Genomic DNA, 15,553 nt, shown 5'->3' with positions numbered 1-15,553 from the left:
AGCAGCACGAAGCGCAGTCGGCGCCGGCGCGCCCGCCGGATCCCGATCCGGGGCGTGAGCGCGATCCGGCCGACGGGTCCGTCGCGCGGTCGGAGCGCGACCCGCCGGCTCCGCACCGCGTCGAGGCCGTCATCCTCGATCGAGATCCCGAGCGCGCGCGCGAGGCGGCCCGGCCCGCGCCCGGCCCCGGGCGCCAGCCCCTCGACCGCCCCGGCGCGCAGCAGGACGGCCTCGCCGACCCGCGCGACCAGGTTCGCGCAGACGACCTGGTGGATCCGGAAGACGTAGAGCGTCCCGGGGCCGACGAACATCGAGCGGTTACGGCGGGTCGGTCCGTGGAATGCGTGGCTCGCCGGGTCGCCGCGGGGGTAGGCCTCGGTCTCGACGAGCCGGGCCACGCGACGACCCGTGCGCGATCGTAGCTCGAGGCGCGTGCCGAGGAGGGCGCGGGCGAGGACCGCGGCACGGCGGTCGAAGAACCCACGGCCGAGGCGGCGGACGGCGGCGCTCAGAGGACCTTGCCCCGATCGAGCAGCGGGTGGCCATCGACCGCGACGCTCGCCTCCCCGATGGTGATCCAGGAGAGGTAACGGCACCGGTTCCGCCCGCCGTAGACCACGTTGCCGCCGATGGCGAGCGTGGCCGCACCGGCCTCGAGGTCCTCGGCCTGGGGCACGCCGCCCGGCAACGCCGCGTTGAGGCCGATCGCGAGCAGCCCGACCACCTCGCGCCCCCGCGGTGCGGCCGCGAACCCTGCCTCGAACGGAGCGGCCCCCTCCGTGTACCAGTAGTTCCTCAGGCGACCCCGATCCACCTCCCACTGCCCGCCCTCGGTCCGGCCGCTGCTCAGGAAGCTGGGGCGGTTCGCGACCAGCGTTCCCGTGGCGCTCGCCTCGTCGATCGCGACCACCACCGAACCCGCCGGCGCGCTCGCGAGCGTGCGACCCCGACGCCGGTCGTCGGCGTCGACGACCCCGTCGTCGGCCCACGGCCGTCGGCCGCGCAATCGCAGCTCGAGATCGGTGCCGTTCGCGGCCGTGACCCGGACCTGCCGCCCCCCACGGAGCCGCTCGCTCACGCGGCGGGCCTCGCGGCCGAGCTCGGCGTAATCGACCTCGGCGATCCCGCGGATGAGCTGGCTGCGCCACATCGCGCCGGGCACGCCCCAATGGTCGGCCTGCGCGTCGGAGGCGTAGCCGAGCAGGCACCGCACGGCCCGCACGTGCGCCCGGCGGGTGCGCCGCAGCCACTGGTCGTCGGCCGAGAGGAACGGGGCGAGCTGCGCGGGCGGGAGCGCGTGCAGCCGGGGTCGGTCGGCCGGACCGGGGAAGTACAGGAGCGCGTCGGCGCGGGCGACCGCGCTCGCGAGCGGCGCGGACGGACCGGCCCAGCGGGCCGTGGCCGGCGCGAGATCGACGCTCCGCCAGAACGCAGCCTCGTCCTCGACGACGAGGAACGGGACCCCGCCGACGCGGCGCGCCTCCGCGACGCACGCGGCCGCCCAGGCCAGCGTGTGGCTCCAGCTCAGGATCGCGAGGTGCTCCCCCCGCTTGAGCCGGACCGCGCTGCCGACGAGGGCGCGCGCGACGGCCGCGGGGCTCGCCTCCAACGCGGGCATCCAAGGCGCAGGGAGAAGGGCTCCCCTTAAAGGGCCCGGCCGGCCCGGACGTCGGCCACGATCCGTGCGGCCTCGCCGGGTCGGCGCGCGAGCGCGTGCGCGACCGCCACGATCAGGCGGCCCGCGTCGTCGTACGGCGGCCGGAAGCCGCGCGCCCGCAGCCCGGACGGGAACCGGCGCCAGCCACCGGCGCGCGCCGCCGCGCGCGCGACGACCGCCCCGATCCGGCGGCCGCGGGAGAAGTCGTCGAGGTCGCGTACCAGGTCCGCCGGGGCGCCCTGCTCCCGCGCGAGCGATAGGAGCTGCTGGATCTTCTCCGGCCGGTGCCGTCGGCGTCGGGCCCCGCGCCCCAGGACGCCGTTGAAGTAGAGGAACGGTCCCCCGAGCTCGATCGCCTCGAGCAGCGTGCGGCTGCCCGTCACGATCCGCAGCTCGGCGCGCGCGAAGCGGCGGTGCCAGGCCGACGCCGGCATCGGTCGGCGCGCGAGCTCCACCACCTCCGGGCGCGGGCGGTAGGCCCAGGGGCGGTCCGTGCGGACGAGCAGACGGACCGCCGGTCGGCTCGCCGCGAGCGCGTCGACGACCGCCGGCGCGATCGCCTCGGCGCTCGACGGGCTCGCGTACCAGATCCATTCGCGCGGTCCGCGCCGGCGCGCCCAGGTCGGTGGACGGAAGCGCCGCGGCCACAGGGGCCCGGCGACGATCGCGGGCGGGAACGCCCGCACGAACCGCGGGTCGGGCCGGAACGCGCAGAACAGATGGAGGACGTTGGCCCGGTCGAGCGCACGGAAGCGCGCGAACGCGGCACGGAACTCGGCGACCTCGCCGGACCGTCGGGCCCGGGCGAGGCGAGCGCCGATCGCACGGCTCGGGACGCCGCCTTCGCGAAAGCGCTCGCGGCTCTCGGCGCCCGCCGCTAGCGTTCGGGCGAACTCCTCGAGGCTGATGTGGATCGTGGCGCCCGCGCCGTAGGCGCGTTCGATCGCGGCCGCCTCGGGCTCCCACGGGCCGGCGCGCCCGAACGCCTCCGCCCGCCCGGGTCCGGCGCTGACGCCCCAGGCCGGGGCCACCGTCAGGGCGGCGGGAGCCCGACGGCCCACGGACCGGACCCGCCGCAGTGGGGGCCACGCCCAGGGTCCGTCGACGCTTCGCGGCAGCGCTCGGCCGGGAGCGCGGAAGAGGCGCAGCCGTACGCCCGAGCGCGAGAGCGCGCGGCCGGCGGCGAGCACCTCCTCGATGTCGCCGAGCCCGCCTCCGATGACGGCCGGGAACAGGTAGACGTCGAGCGCGACTCGGTCCCGGGCGCCGCTACCCGCTCGGCCGGTAGAGCGTCCAGAGCGCGAGCGCGTCGCGGAAGCCACCTCCCTCGAGGGCCGCGCGACCGCGCGCGTTCGCGACCGCGACCTCGGCGAGGACCCGGGGGGCGCCGCGGGCGGTGCACCAGGAAAGGCCCATCCCCACGAGCGCCGCGACGTCGTTCGGGTCCGTCGACTCCGCGACGATGGGGGCGGAGCAGTGCATCGCCGTCGTCGCCTCCGAGCGGACGACCGACAGGTACGCCTCCGGGCCCCGACCGCGGTCCACGACCCAGCCCGCCTCCTCGCTCAGGAGAGCGCGCGCGACGCCCCAGCCGCCGATCGACCGGGCCGAGACCGGCAGGACCTCTTCGACCGCCGGCGGCGCGCTCCGCCGCAGGATCTCCGCGAGCGGGGCCGCGTCGGCCCGCCGGAACGGCCGCACGTGCGGGGAGCGGGCGGTCGGCACGCCGCGGTCCGGCTCCCAGGCCATCCGCCGCAGCTCGCGCAGCGGTCGGTAGCCGAGCGCTTCGTAGAGCGTCCGGGCCGGCGTGTTCGCCTCGAGCACGTCGAGGGCGACGTACGGGCGACCCGCCCGCGCGCTGAACGCCCGCGCCCGCTCGACGAGCGTGCGGGCGAGGCCCCGGCGCCGGTAGGCCGGATCGACAACGACCATGCTCACGAATCCCGCCCGCGCAGGCAGCGTGAGCAGCGTGGTCGCGACGAGGTGACCGTCCTCCTCGATCACGAGGAACCGGAAGATCCGGCGGCCGAACAGCGCGAGGAGGCCGAGCACGAACCGGGCGTCCCAGCGGTAGATCCGCCGCACGGTCGCGAGGAACCCCTCGGGCCGGGTGCCGCTGAGCGCCTCCTCCTCCGGGAAGTTCGCCTGCAACAGGCGCAACAGGTCGGACGCGTCGGAGGCCCGGAAGTCCCGGATCATGGGGACTCGTCGTCCGCGATCGAGCCGGGGAGGGCGGCGTCGAAGAGCGCCCGCAAGGTCGGAGGCGCCGCGTCGACCCCGAGCTCGGGGAGCGGCAGGCGGGCGACCCGGTCGAGGTCCTCCTCGCTGAGCGCCCCGCGCGCGTCGCGCAGGGCCCGCGCGACGTAGAGGTCGTCCGCGCCGATCGCGATCCGCCCGAGCGCCTGCACCGCGGCGTCGAACAGACGGCTCTCGGCGTCGGAGACGAGGCCACCGGCGGAGTCGGCCGCCGCTGGCCGTCCCGGGCCGGCGGCCGCGCGCCACTGGACCAGTCGCCGGACGAGGGCCTCGCGGGCACCGTCGTCGCCGAGCCGGCCCAGCGCCCAGATCGCGGCGAGCGTGACCTCGGCCGCCGGGTCGGCGAGCTCGTCGCGGATCCGCGGCGCGGCCTCCTGGAGCCCGAGCCGGCCGATCGCGTAGATCGCGCCGCGACGGGGCCAGGGGTTCTCGTCGCGCAGCAGCTCGAGCAGGAGGGCCAGGTCGTCCGGCCCCCCGACCGCTCCGAGGGCGAGCGCACACGCCCCGCGCACCGACCAGGCCGGATCCCGGGCGTGGGCGCGTGCGACCCGGCCCGCGGCCTCGCCTCCGAGCTCACCCAGCGCGTGGACCGCGCAGACCCGGACCCACGGCGCCGGGTGGTCCGCGGCCGCGACGAGCGCCGCCCCGGCCGACGGATCGCCGATGCGACCGAGGGCGACCAGGACGGCCGGCTTCTCCCAGGTCTCGGGCTGCGCGAGTCGCGTGAGCAGGGCGGGCACGCTGTCGCGGTCGCGGTGACGGCCCAGGACGACCGCCGCGGCGGCGCGCACCCGGCGGGCCGGATCGGATAGGAACGGGCGGATCGACCGCGCGACCTCCTCGCCGCGACGTCGTCCGAGGCCGAGCACGGCCTCGCGGCGGACCCGGTCGGCCGGATCGGCGAGCAGCCCGCGCAGGCCAGCCTCGGCCTCGGGCCCCTCGAGGCCCCCGAGCGCAATGGCGATCGTCTGGCGGACCTCGACCGAGGGGTCCCCCACGCGAGCGGCGAGCGCGCCGGCGCTCCGGGCGTCGGCGAGGGCCCTCAGCGCACCGGCCGCTCGCGCCCGGACGTGCGCGACGGGGTCGTCGAGCGCTTGCTCGAGCACCTCCCGGCTCTCCGCCCGGCCGATCGCCCCGAGCGCCTCGGCAGCGCACGCGCGCACGGCGGGATCCGGGTCGCTGAGCGCGGTCGACACCGTGCTGCGCGCCCGCGGGTCCTTCAGGATCCCGAGGGCGATCGCCGCCGTCTGGCGGACGCCCGCGGTCGGATCGCTGAGGGCGGCGAGGAGCGGCGTGAGGTCGTCGAGCCGTCCGCGGGCGACGCTCGCGCGGATCGCCGCGGCCCGGCGCGCGGGGCTCGGGGCCGCCCGTGTCCCGGGCCGTCGGCGCCCGCGCCCGGTCGGTCGGGGGGCGCGGGCTCGTCGCGTCGCGGCCATGCTCGAACGACACGGCGGGGGCTAAAAGGTCCCCGCTCCCGCGCCCCGCTCACGAGGCGTCGAGGGCGCCCTGCTCGATCGCCTCGGGGGACCGGTACGGCTCGCGCTCGGGCGGCGGGGCGACCCCCCAGCGCGCGAGGAGATCCTCCCGATCGACGCCGAGCGGCGCGAGGAGCGTCTCCGCCGACCGCGCGAGGAGCTCGAGGTAGGCGTCCCGGTCGTAGCGCTCGTCGCCGGTGAGCGCCTCGACGATCCGCACGCGCGCGCGGAACGAACGGCTCGTCCGGTCGAGGACGACGTAGCGCACGGTCTCGCCGGCCCCGCGCGGTGCCCCGGCCTCGGCGAGCTGGCGGAGCGCCGCGACGCTGTCGGTGAACGTCACGAACGCCTCCGGTGCCTGGCCGAGCCGGTGGGCGATCACGAGCTCGTCGACCGGCCAGGCGCCGTCGCGCACGCGCTCGGCGAACAGGTCCGCCCGGGCGAGCGCCCGGGGGAGGAGCGCGCGCACGCCCGCGGCGTCCCGGGCCCCGCGGAAGAGGCTCAGCACCTCCCCCTCGAAGCGGCGCAGGAGCAGCGGGGTGTCGTGCCGGCGCGAGCCGATCCCGCGGAGCTTGAACTCCCCGTGCTCGTAGAGCCCGTAGTAGCGGTTCGGCACGCCCAGCCCGTGCGTCGTCGCGGGCAGGAAGACGATCCACCGGTACCGACCCTCGTAGCCGAGCGGCAGGTCGAAGCGCTCGCTCATCGCCCGCGCGAACGCCTCCGGGTCCGGGCACCGGTCCGGAACGAGCGGCCTCAGCCAGAGCGAGTCGACGATCCCGTGGACGACGCGGTAGCCGGCGGCCTCCGCGGCCGGCACGAGGTCGGCGAGCAGGCGCCGCGCGTAGGCGTTGATCGCCTCGTGGCACTCGATCCGCCCGAAGCGGGCGTTGCGATAGCCCTGGTAGCCGAAGGCGGTGACGAGGATCCACTTGAGCATCTTGACCCGCCGCTTCAGGCGCACGACCTCCTCGGGGGGCGTCCCGGGCCGCTTCATCGCCGCCTTGTAGGCGTGACGGCGCGCGAGCAGCGGCGCGAGCGTCCGGGGGATCAGGCCGACCCGGCGCACGCACGAGCGGTAGCCGAGCCCGGGGGCGCGGATCGGGCTCGCCGGGCAGCACCGGCACTCGAGCGTTTCCGCGGACAGGTTGTTCCGCACCATGATCGACGGGTAGAGGCTCGCGAAGTCGAACTCGTCGATCCGGTCGAACACCCCGACCGGCGGCAGGAAGATCACCCCGCCGCGATCGGCGTTCACCAGGTGGTCGCCGCGCCGGAACATCTCGGGCCGGTTCTTCTTCCACGGGACGTGGGCACCGAGGGCGAGGGCATGGGCCATCTCCATCGCGGTGAAGCAGGTCCCCGGCGACTGGCGGACGACCGTCGAAAGGGACAGGCGCGAGAGCCGCGCCGCGTCGACGAGGCCCGGGATCTCGGTGTCGTCGTACAGGAACGAGTTCTCCCGATCGAGGTGGAAGCGGCCCGGCACCGGGTAGGCGGCCGCGCGGTGGTAGACCCGGCCGTACGACTCGAACGTGCGCGCCCCGCGGGACGGGCGGAACGACGCGCGCTCCCGGCCGAGACCGAACTCCTCGGGCCCGAGGCCGACGGCGCTCGCCCGTCGGTAGAGCCACGGCAGGTCGAAGGCGTCCCCGCCCCCGGTGAGGAGGACATCGGGGTCGCTGCGCGCGAGCTCGTCGACGAGCGCGCGCAGGATGGCCCCCTCGTTCCCCTCGATCGTCACCTCCCCGAGCCGGATCGCGCCGATCCGCGCGTCGGCCGGCGGCAGGCGGCCCCGTCGCGTCCCGGCGAGGCGGACCTCCAACCGCGCGACGCGCAAGGGGGGCGTCGGGTAGTCGATCGTCTCGGCGGGCTCGGTCGCACGGAGGTCCGCGCCCTGGCCGACGACCGGGGCGAACGGGTAGAGGTCGTGCCCGAGGTGGTAGAGCTGCGGCGCCCCGAGGTCGACGTCGTAGAGGCGGTAGCGCTCGAACCCTCCGAGCGCGTCGACCGTGCGCGCGAGGGCGCGCCGCAGCGGGTGGCGCGCCGGGGTCAGCGCGAGGACCGTGCGCGGCCGCCGGTCGTAGAGGGACGGCGCGAGCACCCGCCGCTCGATCCGGGCGACGGACGCCTCGGGGGCGAGGCGGCGCTCGAGCGCGGCGAGGTCGGCCCGGGCGCCGGCGACGAGGAACGGCGGGCGGAACTCGACCGCGGTGCGCCGGACCCGCGCCGTCGCGCGCTCCTTGACCCAGAGCACGACCGAGCGGCCGTCGTCGCTCTCGGTGATGTCGAGCAGCCAGCCGTCCGGCGCCGCGCTCCCCACGGTCAGCGGGGCAGCGCCCGGGCCGGCGGCTCCGCGGGGAGCCGGCGCGCGAGGTCCAGGAGGACGGAGAGGAGGATCGACTCTAGGAGGTCCGGGCTCCCGACGTACGTCGCCTGGGCGGCGTAGCGTCGGGCGCCGGTGCGCAGCGTCTCGAACGCCGCGCGCTCCTCCGGCGTCGTGAGGAGACGGGCGAACTCGTCCCAGCGCTTCATCCGCTCCTCGAGCGCCTGGCGGTACGTCGGGGCGGTGCGCCCCACGCGATCACCTCCTCGTTGGACGGGCTCCCGAACTCCTCGATGCCGCGCTGGCCCCCGGCCCGCGGGATGAGCGTGAGGCGGCCGTCGTCGCGCAGCGCGTGCACGCGCACGGTCGACGGCCCGCGGACGAACGAGAGGTAGTCGCACCAGCGCGGACCCTCCTCGGCGAGGCCGGGGAACCGGGCGAGGCCGCCCGGGGCGAGCGTGACGAGGAGCGGCGCGCGGACACGGTCGGCGAGCGCGCGCAGGACCCGGGCGACGTGGCGCAGGAGCGCCACGCGCTCGTCGTCGGGGACCTCGTCCGCGGCAAAGAGCGCGGGGAGCTCGTGGGCGACCAGGAGCGTCGGCCGGTGCCGGCGCACCTCGGCGGCCCAGCCGTCGACGAGCGCGACCATCTGGTAGGCCGTGAACGCGCGGGCAAGGCGGATCCGCCGGAGCGTCTCGGTCGCGTCGACCCCCAGCGACCGCCCGAGCTCGCCGACGCGGTACGGATGGAAGCGGTTCGCCCCCTCGAGCAGCGAGATCCGGCCGCGGGCGCGCGCGCTCCCCGCATACAGGAGCTCGAGGATCGGTTCGAGCGCGGTCCGCGGGCCGGTCCAGACCGTCGCCTCGCCCGGTGCGAACCGTCGGGCGAGCCAGGGGAACAGCGCGGGCTCGCGCGGAAGGATCGCCGGCGAGCGCGATCGCCGGGGCCGCGGCGCGAGGCGGATCCGTGGGAGCGGGGCGTCCGGGATCGGCCGGGGCATCGCCGGTGCGTCGCGCCCGGGGAGCGCGAACGGCTCGGCGTCCTCCGGCGCGAGCGCCGGCTCGATCTCGACCGCGTACGCCATCGAAGCCACCGCTTCGACCGAGGGGCCGGTGCGCTCTAAAGCGGCGGCTCGGGAGACGTTGAAACAGGGCCGGGAACGAAGCGTTTCCAGCGCCCGACATCCCGAGAGAACGCGCCGGATGGCGCGCGCCATCGGCCGGTGGTCATCCCTCGGTGGGGGAGGCGGCGCGCGCCGGCCGCGGTGCGACTACGGGTCGAGTCGCGAGCTCCCCGGAGGTGGGGGGAGCCCCAGCAGCTCGCCGAGCGAGCGGGCGTTCACCGCCGCGTCGCCGCGGAAGTGGTTGTTGAAGAACCCGTAGACGACCTCCGCCCGTTCGGCGAGCGTGCGCACCCGCGGGACCCAGGCGGCGACCTCGGCCTCCGAGTAGGTGTAGTCGTACCACGTCGGGCTGCCGTGGCCGTGCCAGCGCACGTAGGCGAACGGCGCGGTCACCCGCAGGTCGATGGGCAGGTGCGGCCCGTCGATCACGACGTAGGCGAGCCCGAACTCCTCGAGGAGCCGGTACGACTCGGGCACCAGCCACGAGCGCTCCCGGAACTCGACCGCGACCGGCAGATCGCGGGGCAGCGACTGGTAGAACGTGCGCACGGTGCCCGGCTCGAACGGGAGCGAGGGCGGAAGCTGGAGGAGCGCGACCGCGAACTTGCCGGCCTCCCGGATCGGCCGGAGGACCGCGAGGAAGCGGGCGAGCTCCTCGTCGGTGCCGACCAGGCGCAGGTCGTGGGTGATCGTCTGCGGGAACTTCGCCGCGAAGCGGAAGCCGGCGGGCGTGCGACGGACCCACGACCCCGCGACGGAGACGAGCGGCAGGCGGTAGAACGTCGAGTTGACCTCGACGATCGGAAACAGGCCCGCGTAGTAGCGCAGCCGGTCCGACGCGCCGTGCGGCGGGTAGACGCGCCCGACCCACTCCGGATAGTCCCAGCCGCTCGTCCCGAGTCGGATCTCCCCCACGATCGCGCTCGCGGACGGAACCGCCGGGTCCCGTTAACGGCTGCCGCTTCGTGGGTCGACGATTCCCAGGCGAGGGAACGGCGTTCCGGATTCTTAACCCGGGCTTCGCGTGGGGCCGCCATGAGCCCCCGACCCCGCGGACGAGGCGGGCCGGCGTTCGCGGCGGGCCTCGGCGTCGCTCTCCTCCTCGCCTTCGCGCTCGGGGGCCCGCTCGCCGTCGCCGCCCCCGCGGCGGGGACCTCGACGGCGACCGACGCGGCGGTGTTCGTGAACGTCAGCGCGACCTCCAGCCTCTCGTTCTCCCCGGACGCCTTCACCGTTCCCCCGGGCGCCTTCGTGCACCTCATCGTGACCCAGCTCGCGGACTTCGCGCACACCTTCACGCTCTCGCCCGTCGCGAACCGGACGATCCCGTCCGGCGACTCCGCGAGCGAGCTCAACGCCTACTTCACCGCCCACCCGCCGATCGTGAACCTGACGCTCGGCTCGACCGTCGGCGAGCCGTACTTCGCGAACTTCAGCGCGCCCGCGCCGGGGACCTACGAGTTCGTCTGCCTGATCCATTTCTCCAGTGGGATGATCGGAACGATGACCGTCGGATCGAGCCCGTCGCCGTCCGGCTCGATGCCGCTCTCGCTCGCGCTCGAGGTCGGGATCGCGATCGGGGTCCTCGTCGTGATCGCGGTCGTGGTCCTGGTACTCTCGCGCCGGCCGCGCCCTCCGACCCCGTCGAGCCCGCCCGCCGGACCCGGCACCCCCTCCGCCGCACCGAGTGGGGGTCCGCCGCCGGGGAACGGCTAAGAGCCCGGGCCGCTCCTCTGCGGTCCGGTCGCCATGGTCCAGGTCGACATCGACATCGCGAAGTGCACCGGCTGCTCGCACTGCAAGGACGTCTGTCCCGTCAACGTCTTCGAACTCCGTCCCCGGGACCAGGTGCCCGACGTGGTGGACGATCCGACGGTCGCAGCAAAGTTCCAGTTCCGCGGCGAGAAGTCGCTCGCGGTCCTCGGCCCGGAGTGCATCGTCTGCGAAGCGTGCCTCTTCGAGTGCGAGGGTGAGTGCATCCTGATCACCGACGAAGAGGGCCACGTCCACCACTCGACCTACAAGTGAGCGGGCGGACCGCTCCGGTCCTGCGCGACGTCGGGTCCGGTCGGCCCGCGTACGGCTCCGAGAGCGTCGACCGCATCGCCGCCCGAGCAGCCGTTAAATAGCCGGCGGCCCCGCCAGAGGCGCCGTGCCCGATACGCCGACCGGAGGAGGGCGCACCGTCGTGCTCGGGGAGCGCGAGCTCGCCATCGGATTTCGCCTGATCGGCCTCAAGGACGTGGTCGAGGTCCGTCCCGACAACGCGGTCAGCGAGTTCCAGCGCGTGATGGGCGATGGGCGGTTCAACCTGGTGATCGCGAGCCAGTCGATACGTCCCCGCCTGTCCGAGCTGCAGCGTGCGCACGCGGACGCCTCGCTCGCGCCGCTGGTCGTCTTCGTCCCGACCCCGAGCGGGGACTACGAGGTCGAAAGCCTGAGCGCGCTCGCCAAGCGCGTGCTCGGCGTCACCCTCGCGGTGACGAACTAGGAGCGACGTCGATGGGGGTCGTCGGACGCGTCACGGGTCCGGTCGTCCTCGCCGACGGCCTCGAGGGCGCCAAGATGTTCGACGTCGTGCGTGTCGGATCGATGGGCCTGGTCGGCGAGATCATCCGGCTGGTCGGAGGCACCGCCACGGTCCAGGTGTACGAGGACACGACCGGCATCCGCCCGGGCGATCCGGTCGAGAACACGGGCCAGGCGCTCTCGGTCGAGCTCGGGCCGGGTCTGCTCAAGTCGATCTACGACGGCGTCCAACGTCCGCTCGATGTGATCCAGAAGAGCCTCGGGGACTTCATCACCCGCGGATTCGTCGCGCCGCCGCTCGACGAGAAGGCGACGTGGGCGTTCACGGCGGGCGCCCAGCCCGGGGACGCCGTCGCCGCGGGCAGCATCCTCGGCACCGTCCAGGAGACACCCCTCATCCTGCACAAGATCCTCGTCCCGCCCGGCGTCGAGGGGACGATCAGCAAGCTCGCGAGCGGCACCTACACGATCCGCGAACCGATCGGCGCGCTCACGACCGCGTCCGGTGCCCGACCCCTCTACCTGAGCCACCGCTGGGTCGTCCGGATCCCGCGCCCCGTCCAGCAGAAGCTCGCACCGGGCATTCCGCTCGTGACCGGCCAGCGCGTGGTCGATTCGTTCTTCCCGGTGGCGAAGGGAGGGACGGCGTGCGTGCCGGGACCGTTCGGGAGCGGGAAGACGGTCATCCAGCAGCAGCTCGCGAAGTGGGCGGACTCGGACATCGTCGTCTACGTCGGCTGCGGCGAACGGGGCAACGAGATGACCGAGATGCTCACGCTGTTCCCGACGCTCGTCGACCCGAAGAGCAAGCGCCCGCTGATGGAGCGGACGGTGATGATCGCCAACACCTCGAACATGCCGGTCGCCGCCCGGGAGGCGAGCGTGTACACGGGGATCACGATCGCGGAGTACTACCGCGACATGGGCTACGACGTCGCGCTGATGGCCGACTCGACGAGCCGGTGGGCGGAGGCGATGCGCGAGATCTCCGGCCGCCTCGAGGAGATGCCGGGAGAGGAGGGGTATCCGGCGTACCTCGGCCGGCGGATCGCCGAGTTCTACGAGCGGGCGGGGCGGGTCATCACGCTCTCCCCCGACCAGCGCCCGGGCTCGGTCACGGTCGTCGGGGCCGTCTCCCCGGCCGGCGGGGACACCTCTGAGCCGGTGAGCCAGAACACGCTCCGGGTCGCGCGGGTCTTCTGGGCGCTCGACGCGTCGCTCGCCTCGCGCCGGCACTTCCCCTCGATCAACTGGCTGCAGAGCTACTCGCTCTACGTCAACGACCTCGCCGCGTGGTTCGCCGCGAACCTCGCGAAGGAGTTCGTGCCGCTCCGGCAGAGGGCGCTCGAGGTCCTCCAGAAGGAGGCGGAGCTCCAGGAGATCGTCCAGCTCGTCGGCGTGGACGCGCTGCCCGAACGGGAGAAGGCGATCCTCGACCTCGCGCGCATGCTGCGCGAGGACTACCTCCAGCAGAGCGCCTACGACGACGTCGACACCTATTCGTCGATCCAGAAGCAGTACCGGATGCTCCGCGCGATCCTCTCCTTCGGCGAGCGGGAGCAGGAGGCGATCGGCAAGGGCGCGACCGTGGCGCAGATGCAGAAGCTCCCGGTCCGCACGAAGCTCTCCCGGATGAAGTGGATCCCCGAGGCGGAGCTCGCCCAGCAGTTCGACCAGCTCGAGCTAGAAATGGGCGAGGCCGTGGGCCAGCTCGCCGCGGCGGGAGGCTCGTAGCGATGGCGGTCAAGGGCGCGGCGCCCCCGTCCTCCGCGGCCGACGTGCCGGTCGACTACCGAACGGTCGACCGCGTGACGGGACCGCTGCTCTTCGTGCGCGACGTCTCGAACGCGGCGTACGGCGAGATCGTCGAGATCAGCCTCCCGAGCGGTGAGCGCCGGCAGGGCCAGGTGCTCGACTCGCGCAAGGGCCTCGCGATCGTGCAGGTGTTCGGCCCGACGATGGGGATGAACATCGAGGCGACGAGCGTGAAGTTCCTCGGCGAGGTCGCGACCCTCCCCGTCTCGGACGAGCTGCTCGGCCGCGTCTTCAACGGGCTCGGCGAACCCCGCGACGGCGGGCCGAAGATCGTCAGCCAGACGGAGCTCGAGATCGTCGGGAACGCGATGAACCCGTACTCGCGCGAGGAGCCGAGCGAGTTCATCCAGACCGGCATCTCGACGATCGACGTCAACAACACGCTCGTCCGCGGCCAGAAGCTTCCGCTGTTCTCGGGCGCCGGCCTGCCCCACAACCAGGTGGCGGCCCAGATCGTCCGTCAGGCGAAGCTCCGGAACTCCAGCGAGGGGTTCGCCGTCGTCTTCGCGGCGATGGGGATCACTAGCGAGGAGGCGAACTACTTCCTCAAGGAGTTCGAGACCACCGGCGCGCTCGAGCGGACGGTCGCGTTCCTCAACCTCTCGAGCGATCCGTCGATGGAGCGGGTCGTCACCCCGCGGATGGCGCTCACCGCCGCGGAGTACCTCGCCTACGAGGAGGACCTCCACGTGCTCGTCGTCCTCACCGACATGACGAGCTACTGCGAGGCGCTCCGCGAGGTCTCGGCCGCCCGGGAGGAGGTGCCGGGCCGCCGGGGGTACCCGGGCTACCTCTACACCGACCTCGCGACGATCTACGAGCGGGACGGCAAGATCCACGGCCGCAAGGGCTCGATCACCCAGCTCCCGATCCTGACGATGCCGGCCGACGACGTCACGCACCCGATCCCGGACCTCACCGGCTACATCACCGAGGGCCAGATGTACCTCAGCCGGGACCTCCAGCGCAAGGGGATCTACCCCCCGATCGACATCCTGCCCAGCCTATCGCGGCTGATGGGCCAGGGGATCGGCAAGGACCGGACGCGCGACGATCACCGCGGCGTCTCTGACCAGCTGTTCGCGGCCTACGCCACCGGCAAGGACCAGCGCGCGCTGTCCGCGATCGTCGGCGAGGAGGCGCTCAGCGCGGTCGACCGGCTCTACCTCAAGGTCGCCGACCGCTTCGAGCGCGAGTTCGTCACGCAGCGGCCGGACGAGGACCGGACGATCGACGAGAGCCTGAAGATCGCCTGGGACATCCTGTCGGACTTCCCGGACTCCGAGCTCAAGCGGATCCGCCCGGAGTTCCTCCAGCAGTACCGCGCGCACCCCCCGGTCGCCGGCGTGTAGGGCGGGAGCGTCCCGTGGCGGTCGAGAACGTACGGCCGACACGGCTCGAACTGCTGCGTACCCGGCGGCGGATCGTCGTCGCGAAGCGCGGGCTCAACCTGCTCAAGCTCAAGCGGACGGCGCTGATCGCCGAGTTCTTCCGCATCTCGAAGGAGGCGATGCGCCTGCGGGGGGACCTCCGCTCGCGGATCGCCCAGGGCTACGAGGCGATCCGCCTCGCCGAGACGACCGAGGGGCCGACCCGCCTCGAGAACATCTCGATGTTGCTGCCCGACGTGCCGGCGGTCGCGGTCGGGACGAAGAACGTGATGGGGGTGCGGACCCCGCGGGTCGACGGCGGGAACTATCAGCCGCTCCCGACGATCTCGCTGCTCGACCTGCCGACCTCGATCGGCGAGGCGGTCCGTCGGTTCCAGGAGATCTACGACGTCGTCCTGGAGATCGCGGAGAAGGAGAACGCCCTGCGCCGGCTCCTGCGCGAGATCGAGAAAACGAAGCGCCGCGCGAGCGCGATCGAGAACGTGCTGATCCCCCGGCTCGACGGGATCGTGCGGTACATCAAGTTCCGCTTCGACGAGATGGAGCGCGACTCGTTCAGCATGCTGAAGACGGTCAAGCGCAAACTGGAGCAGGAGGGCGAGGGTGTCGCTGCCGCTTAGCCCGTCCGTCCGACGGTTCGCGCTCCTCCTCCAGCTGAGCGTGCTCTGGAAGGTCGCCGCCCTCGTCGTCTTCCTGGTGCTGGTCGTCCGGCTCACCGGCGGCGGGGGACTGTGACCGATACCCCCACCACGGCGGCCGCCGCGGCCCCTTCCGACGTCGCGACGGTCGAGGCGCTCCGCCGCGTCAAGGCCGTCGAGAGCGAGTGGGAGCTGAAGCTTCGCGCGGCGCGCGGTGAGGCCGAGGACGCTGTGCGCCGGGCGCGCGACGAATCCGAGGCTACCGTGAAGGCGGTCGGCACGGAGGCCGAGGCGGAACGCGCTCGGCGACTCGAAGCGGGCGAGGCCGCCGCCGAGAAGGAGGCGG

General features: G+C 74.1%; 16 protein-coding genes and 1 pseudogene. 8 read left to right on the top strand and 9 right to left on the bottom strand.

From position 1 onward, the window contains the following. Positions 1-53: 53 nt before the first annotated feature. The 9 genes and pseudogenes from VEL82_04285 to VEL82_04245 all read right to left on the bottom strand — a co-directional run bounded on the left by VEL82_04285 (position 54) and on the right by VEL82_04245 (position 9,749). Positions 54-596, bottom strand: a pseudogene (locus VEL82_04285) (DNA-3-methyladenine glycosylase). Continuing rightward, entirely contained in the window at positions 509-1,618 is a 1,110-nt protein-coding gene (locus VEL82_04280; protein ID HXW67078.1) for a hypothetical protein, read from the bottom strand. The pseudogene VEL82_04285 and the gene VEL82_04280 overlap by 88 nt, the downstream one beginning before the upstream one ends. Positions 1,619-1,644: 26 nt before the next feature. Then, positions 1,645-2,979: a hypothetical protein gene (locus tag VEL82_04275; GenBank protein ID HXW67077.1), complete on the bottom strand. Its 1,335-nt coding sequence runs from the start codon at positions 2,977-2,979 to the stop codon at positions 1,645-1,647. Continuing rightward, positions 2,927-3,856, bottom strand: coding sequence for a GNAT family N-acetyltransferase (locus tag VEL82_04270; GenBank protein HXW67076.1), 930 nt, complete (start codon positions 3,854-3,856; stop codon positions 2,927-2,929). The genes VEL82_04275 and VEL82_04270 overlap by 53 nt, the downstream gene beginning before the upstream one ends. Next, positions 3,853-5,349 (bottom strand): HEAT repeat domain-containing protein, encoded by a 1,497-nt coding sequence (locus VEL82_04265; GenBank protein ID HXW67075.1) that lies wholly within the window; start codon positions 5,347-5,349, stop codon positions 3,853-3,855. Before VEL82_04265 ends, VEL82_04270 begins: the two co-directional genes overlap by 4 nt. A 49-nt stretch (positions 5,350-5,398) precedes the next feature. Further along, on the bottom strand, positions 5,399-7,708 hold the full coding sequence (locus VEL82_04260; GenBank protein HXW67074.1) for a DNA polymerase domain-containing protein: 2,310 nt from the start codon (positions 7,706-7,708) through the stop codon (positions 5,399-5,401). Positions 7,709-7,710: 2 nt separating this feature from the next. Beyond that, the gene (locus VEL82_04255) at positions 7,711-7,965 is read right to left on the bottom strand and encodes a hypothetical protein (protein ID HXW67073.1); all 255 of its coding nucleotides are present in this window, start codon (positions 7,963-7,965) and stop codon (positions 7,711-7,713) included. Beyond that, positions 7,917-8,795 carry a hypothetical protein gene (locus VEL82_04250; GenBank protein HXW67072.1) on the bottom strand — a complete coding sequence of 293 codons (879 nt, stop codon included), beginning with the start codon at positions 8,793-8,795 and terminating at the stop codon, positions 7,917-7,919. Before VEL82_04250 ends, VEL82_04255 begins: the two co-directional genes overlap by 49 nt. A 186-nt stretch (positions 8,796-8,981) precedes the next feature. Next, positions 8,982-9,749, bottom strand: coding sequence for a DUF72 domain-containing protein (locus VEL82_04245; GenBank protein ID HXW67071.1), 768 nt, complete (start codon positions 9,747-9,749; stop codon positions 8,982-8,984). A gap of 120 nt (positions 9,750-9,869) precedes the next feature. On the opposite strand from VEL82_04245, the gene VEL82_04240 reads away from it, so the two are divergent. The 8 genes from VEL82_04240 to VEL82_04205 form a co-directional block, all read left to right on the top strand. Then, the gene (locus VEL82_04240) at positions 9,870-10,550 is read left to right on the top strand and encodes a cupredoxin domain-containing protein (GenBank protein HXW67070.1); all 681 of its coding nucleotides are present in this window, start codon (positions 9,870-9,872) and stop codon (positions 10,548-10,550) included. Positions 10,551-10,583: 33 nt separating this feature from the next. After that, positions 10,584-10,862 (top strand): 4Fe-4S dicluster domain-containing protein, encoded by a 279-nt coding sequence (locus tag VEL82_04235; GenBank protein ID HXW67069.1) that lies wholly within the window; start codon positions 10,584-10,586, stop codon positions 10,860-10,862. 124 nt (positions 10,863-10,986) lie between these two features. Beyond that, the gene (locus tag VEL82_04230; protein HXW67068.1) at positions 10,987-11,325 is read left to right on the top strand and encodes a V-type ATP synthase subunit F; all 339 of its coding nucleotides are present in this window, start codon (positions 10,987-10,989) and stop codon (positions 11,323-11,325) included. 11 nt (positions 11,326-11,336) lie between these two features. Then, complete coding sequence (locus VEL82_04225) at positions 11,337-13,097, top strand: V-type ATP synthase subunit A (protein ID HXW67067.1); 1,761 nt, start codon at positions 11,337-11,339, stop codon at positions 13,095-13,097. Between the two features lie 2 nt (positions 13,098-13,099). Beyond that, entirely contained in the window at positions 13,100-14,530 is a 1,431-nt protein-coding gene (locus VEL82_04220; protein ID HXW67066.1) for a V-type ATP synthase subunit B, read from the top strand. Between the two features lie 14 nt (positions 14,531-14,544). After that, positions 14,545-15,189 carry a V-type ATP synthase subunit D gene (locus tag VEL82_04215; protein ID HXW67065.1) on the top strand — a complete coding sequence of 215 codons (645 nt, stop codon included), beginning with the start codon at positions 14,545-14,547 and terminating at the stop codon, positions 15,187-15,189. Continuing rightward, entirely contained in the window at positions 15,173-15,304 is a 132-nt protein-coding gene (locus tag VEL82_04210; GenBank protein ID HXW67064.1) for a hypothetical protein, read from the top strand. Before VEL82_04215 ends, VEL82_04210 begins: the two co-directional genes overlap by 17 nt. Continuing rightward, a partial coding sequence (locus VEL82_04205) for a hypothetical protein (protein ID HXW67063.1) occupies positions 15,301-15,553 on the top strand: 253 nt, incomplete at its 3' end. The genes VEL82_04210 and VEL82_04205, both read left to right, overlap by 4 nt.

The sequence above is a fragment of the Thermoplasmata archaeon genome (genome assembly GCA_035622275.1).
Classification (GTDB): Archaea; Thermoplasmatota; Thermoplasmata; order Lutacidiplasmatales; family UBA184; genus Lutacidiplasma.
This window is presented reverse-complemented; position numbering and strand designations above follow the sequence as displayed.

Coding starts and splice junctions, on each gene's coding strand:
- VEL82_04280 (HXW67078.1), bottom strand. CDS start 1,618: ATGCCCGCGTTGGAGGCGAGCCCCGCGGCCGTCGCGCGCGCCCTCGTC.
- VEL82_04270 (HXW67076.1), bottom strand. CDS start 3,856: ATGATCCGGGACTTCCGGGCCTCCGACGCGTCCGACCTGTTGCGCCTG.
- VEL82_04265 (HXW67075.1), bottom strand. CDS start 5,349: ATGGCCGCGACGCGACGAGCCCGCGCCCCCCGACCGACCGGGCGCGGG.
- VEL82_04250 (HXW67072.1), bottom strand. CDS start 8,795: ATGGCGTACGCGGTCGAGATCGAGCCGGCGCTCGCGCCGGAGGACGCC.
- VEL82_04240 (HXW67070.1), top strand. CDS start 9,870: ATGAGCCCCCGACCCCGCGGACGAGGCGGGCCGGCGTTCGCGGCGGGC.
- VEL82_04235 (HXW67069.1), top strand. CDS start 10,584: ATGGTCCAGGTCGACATCGACATCGCGAAGTGCACCGGCTGCTCGCAC.
- VEL82_04225 (HXW67067.1), top strand. CDS start 11,337: ATGGGGGTCGTCGGACGCGTCACGGGTCCGGTCGTCCTCGCCGACGGC.
- VEL82_04220 (HXW67066.1), top strand. CDS start 13,100: ATGGCGGTCAAGGGCGCGGCGCCCCCGTCCTCCGCGGCCGACGTGCCG.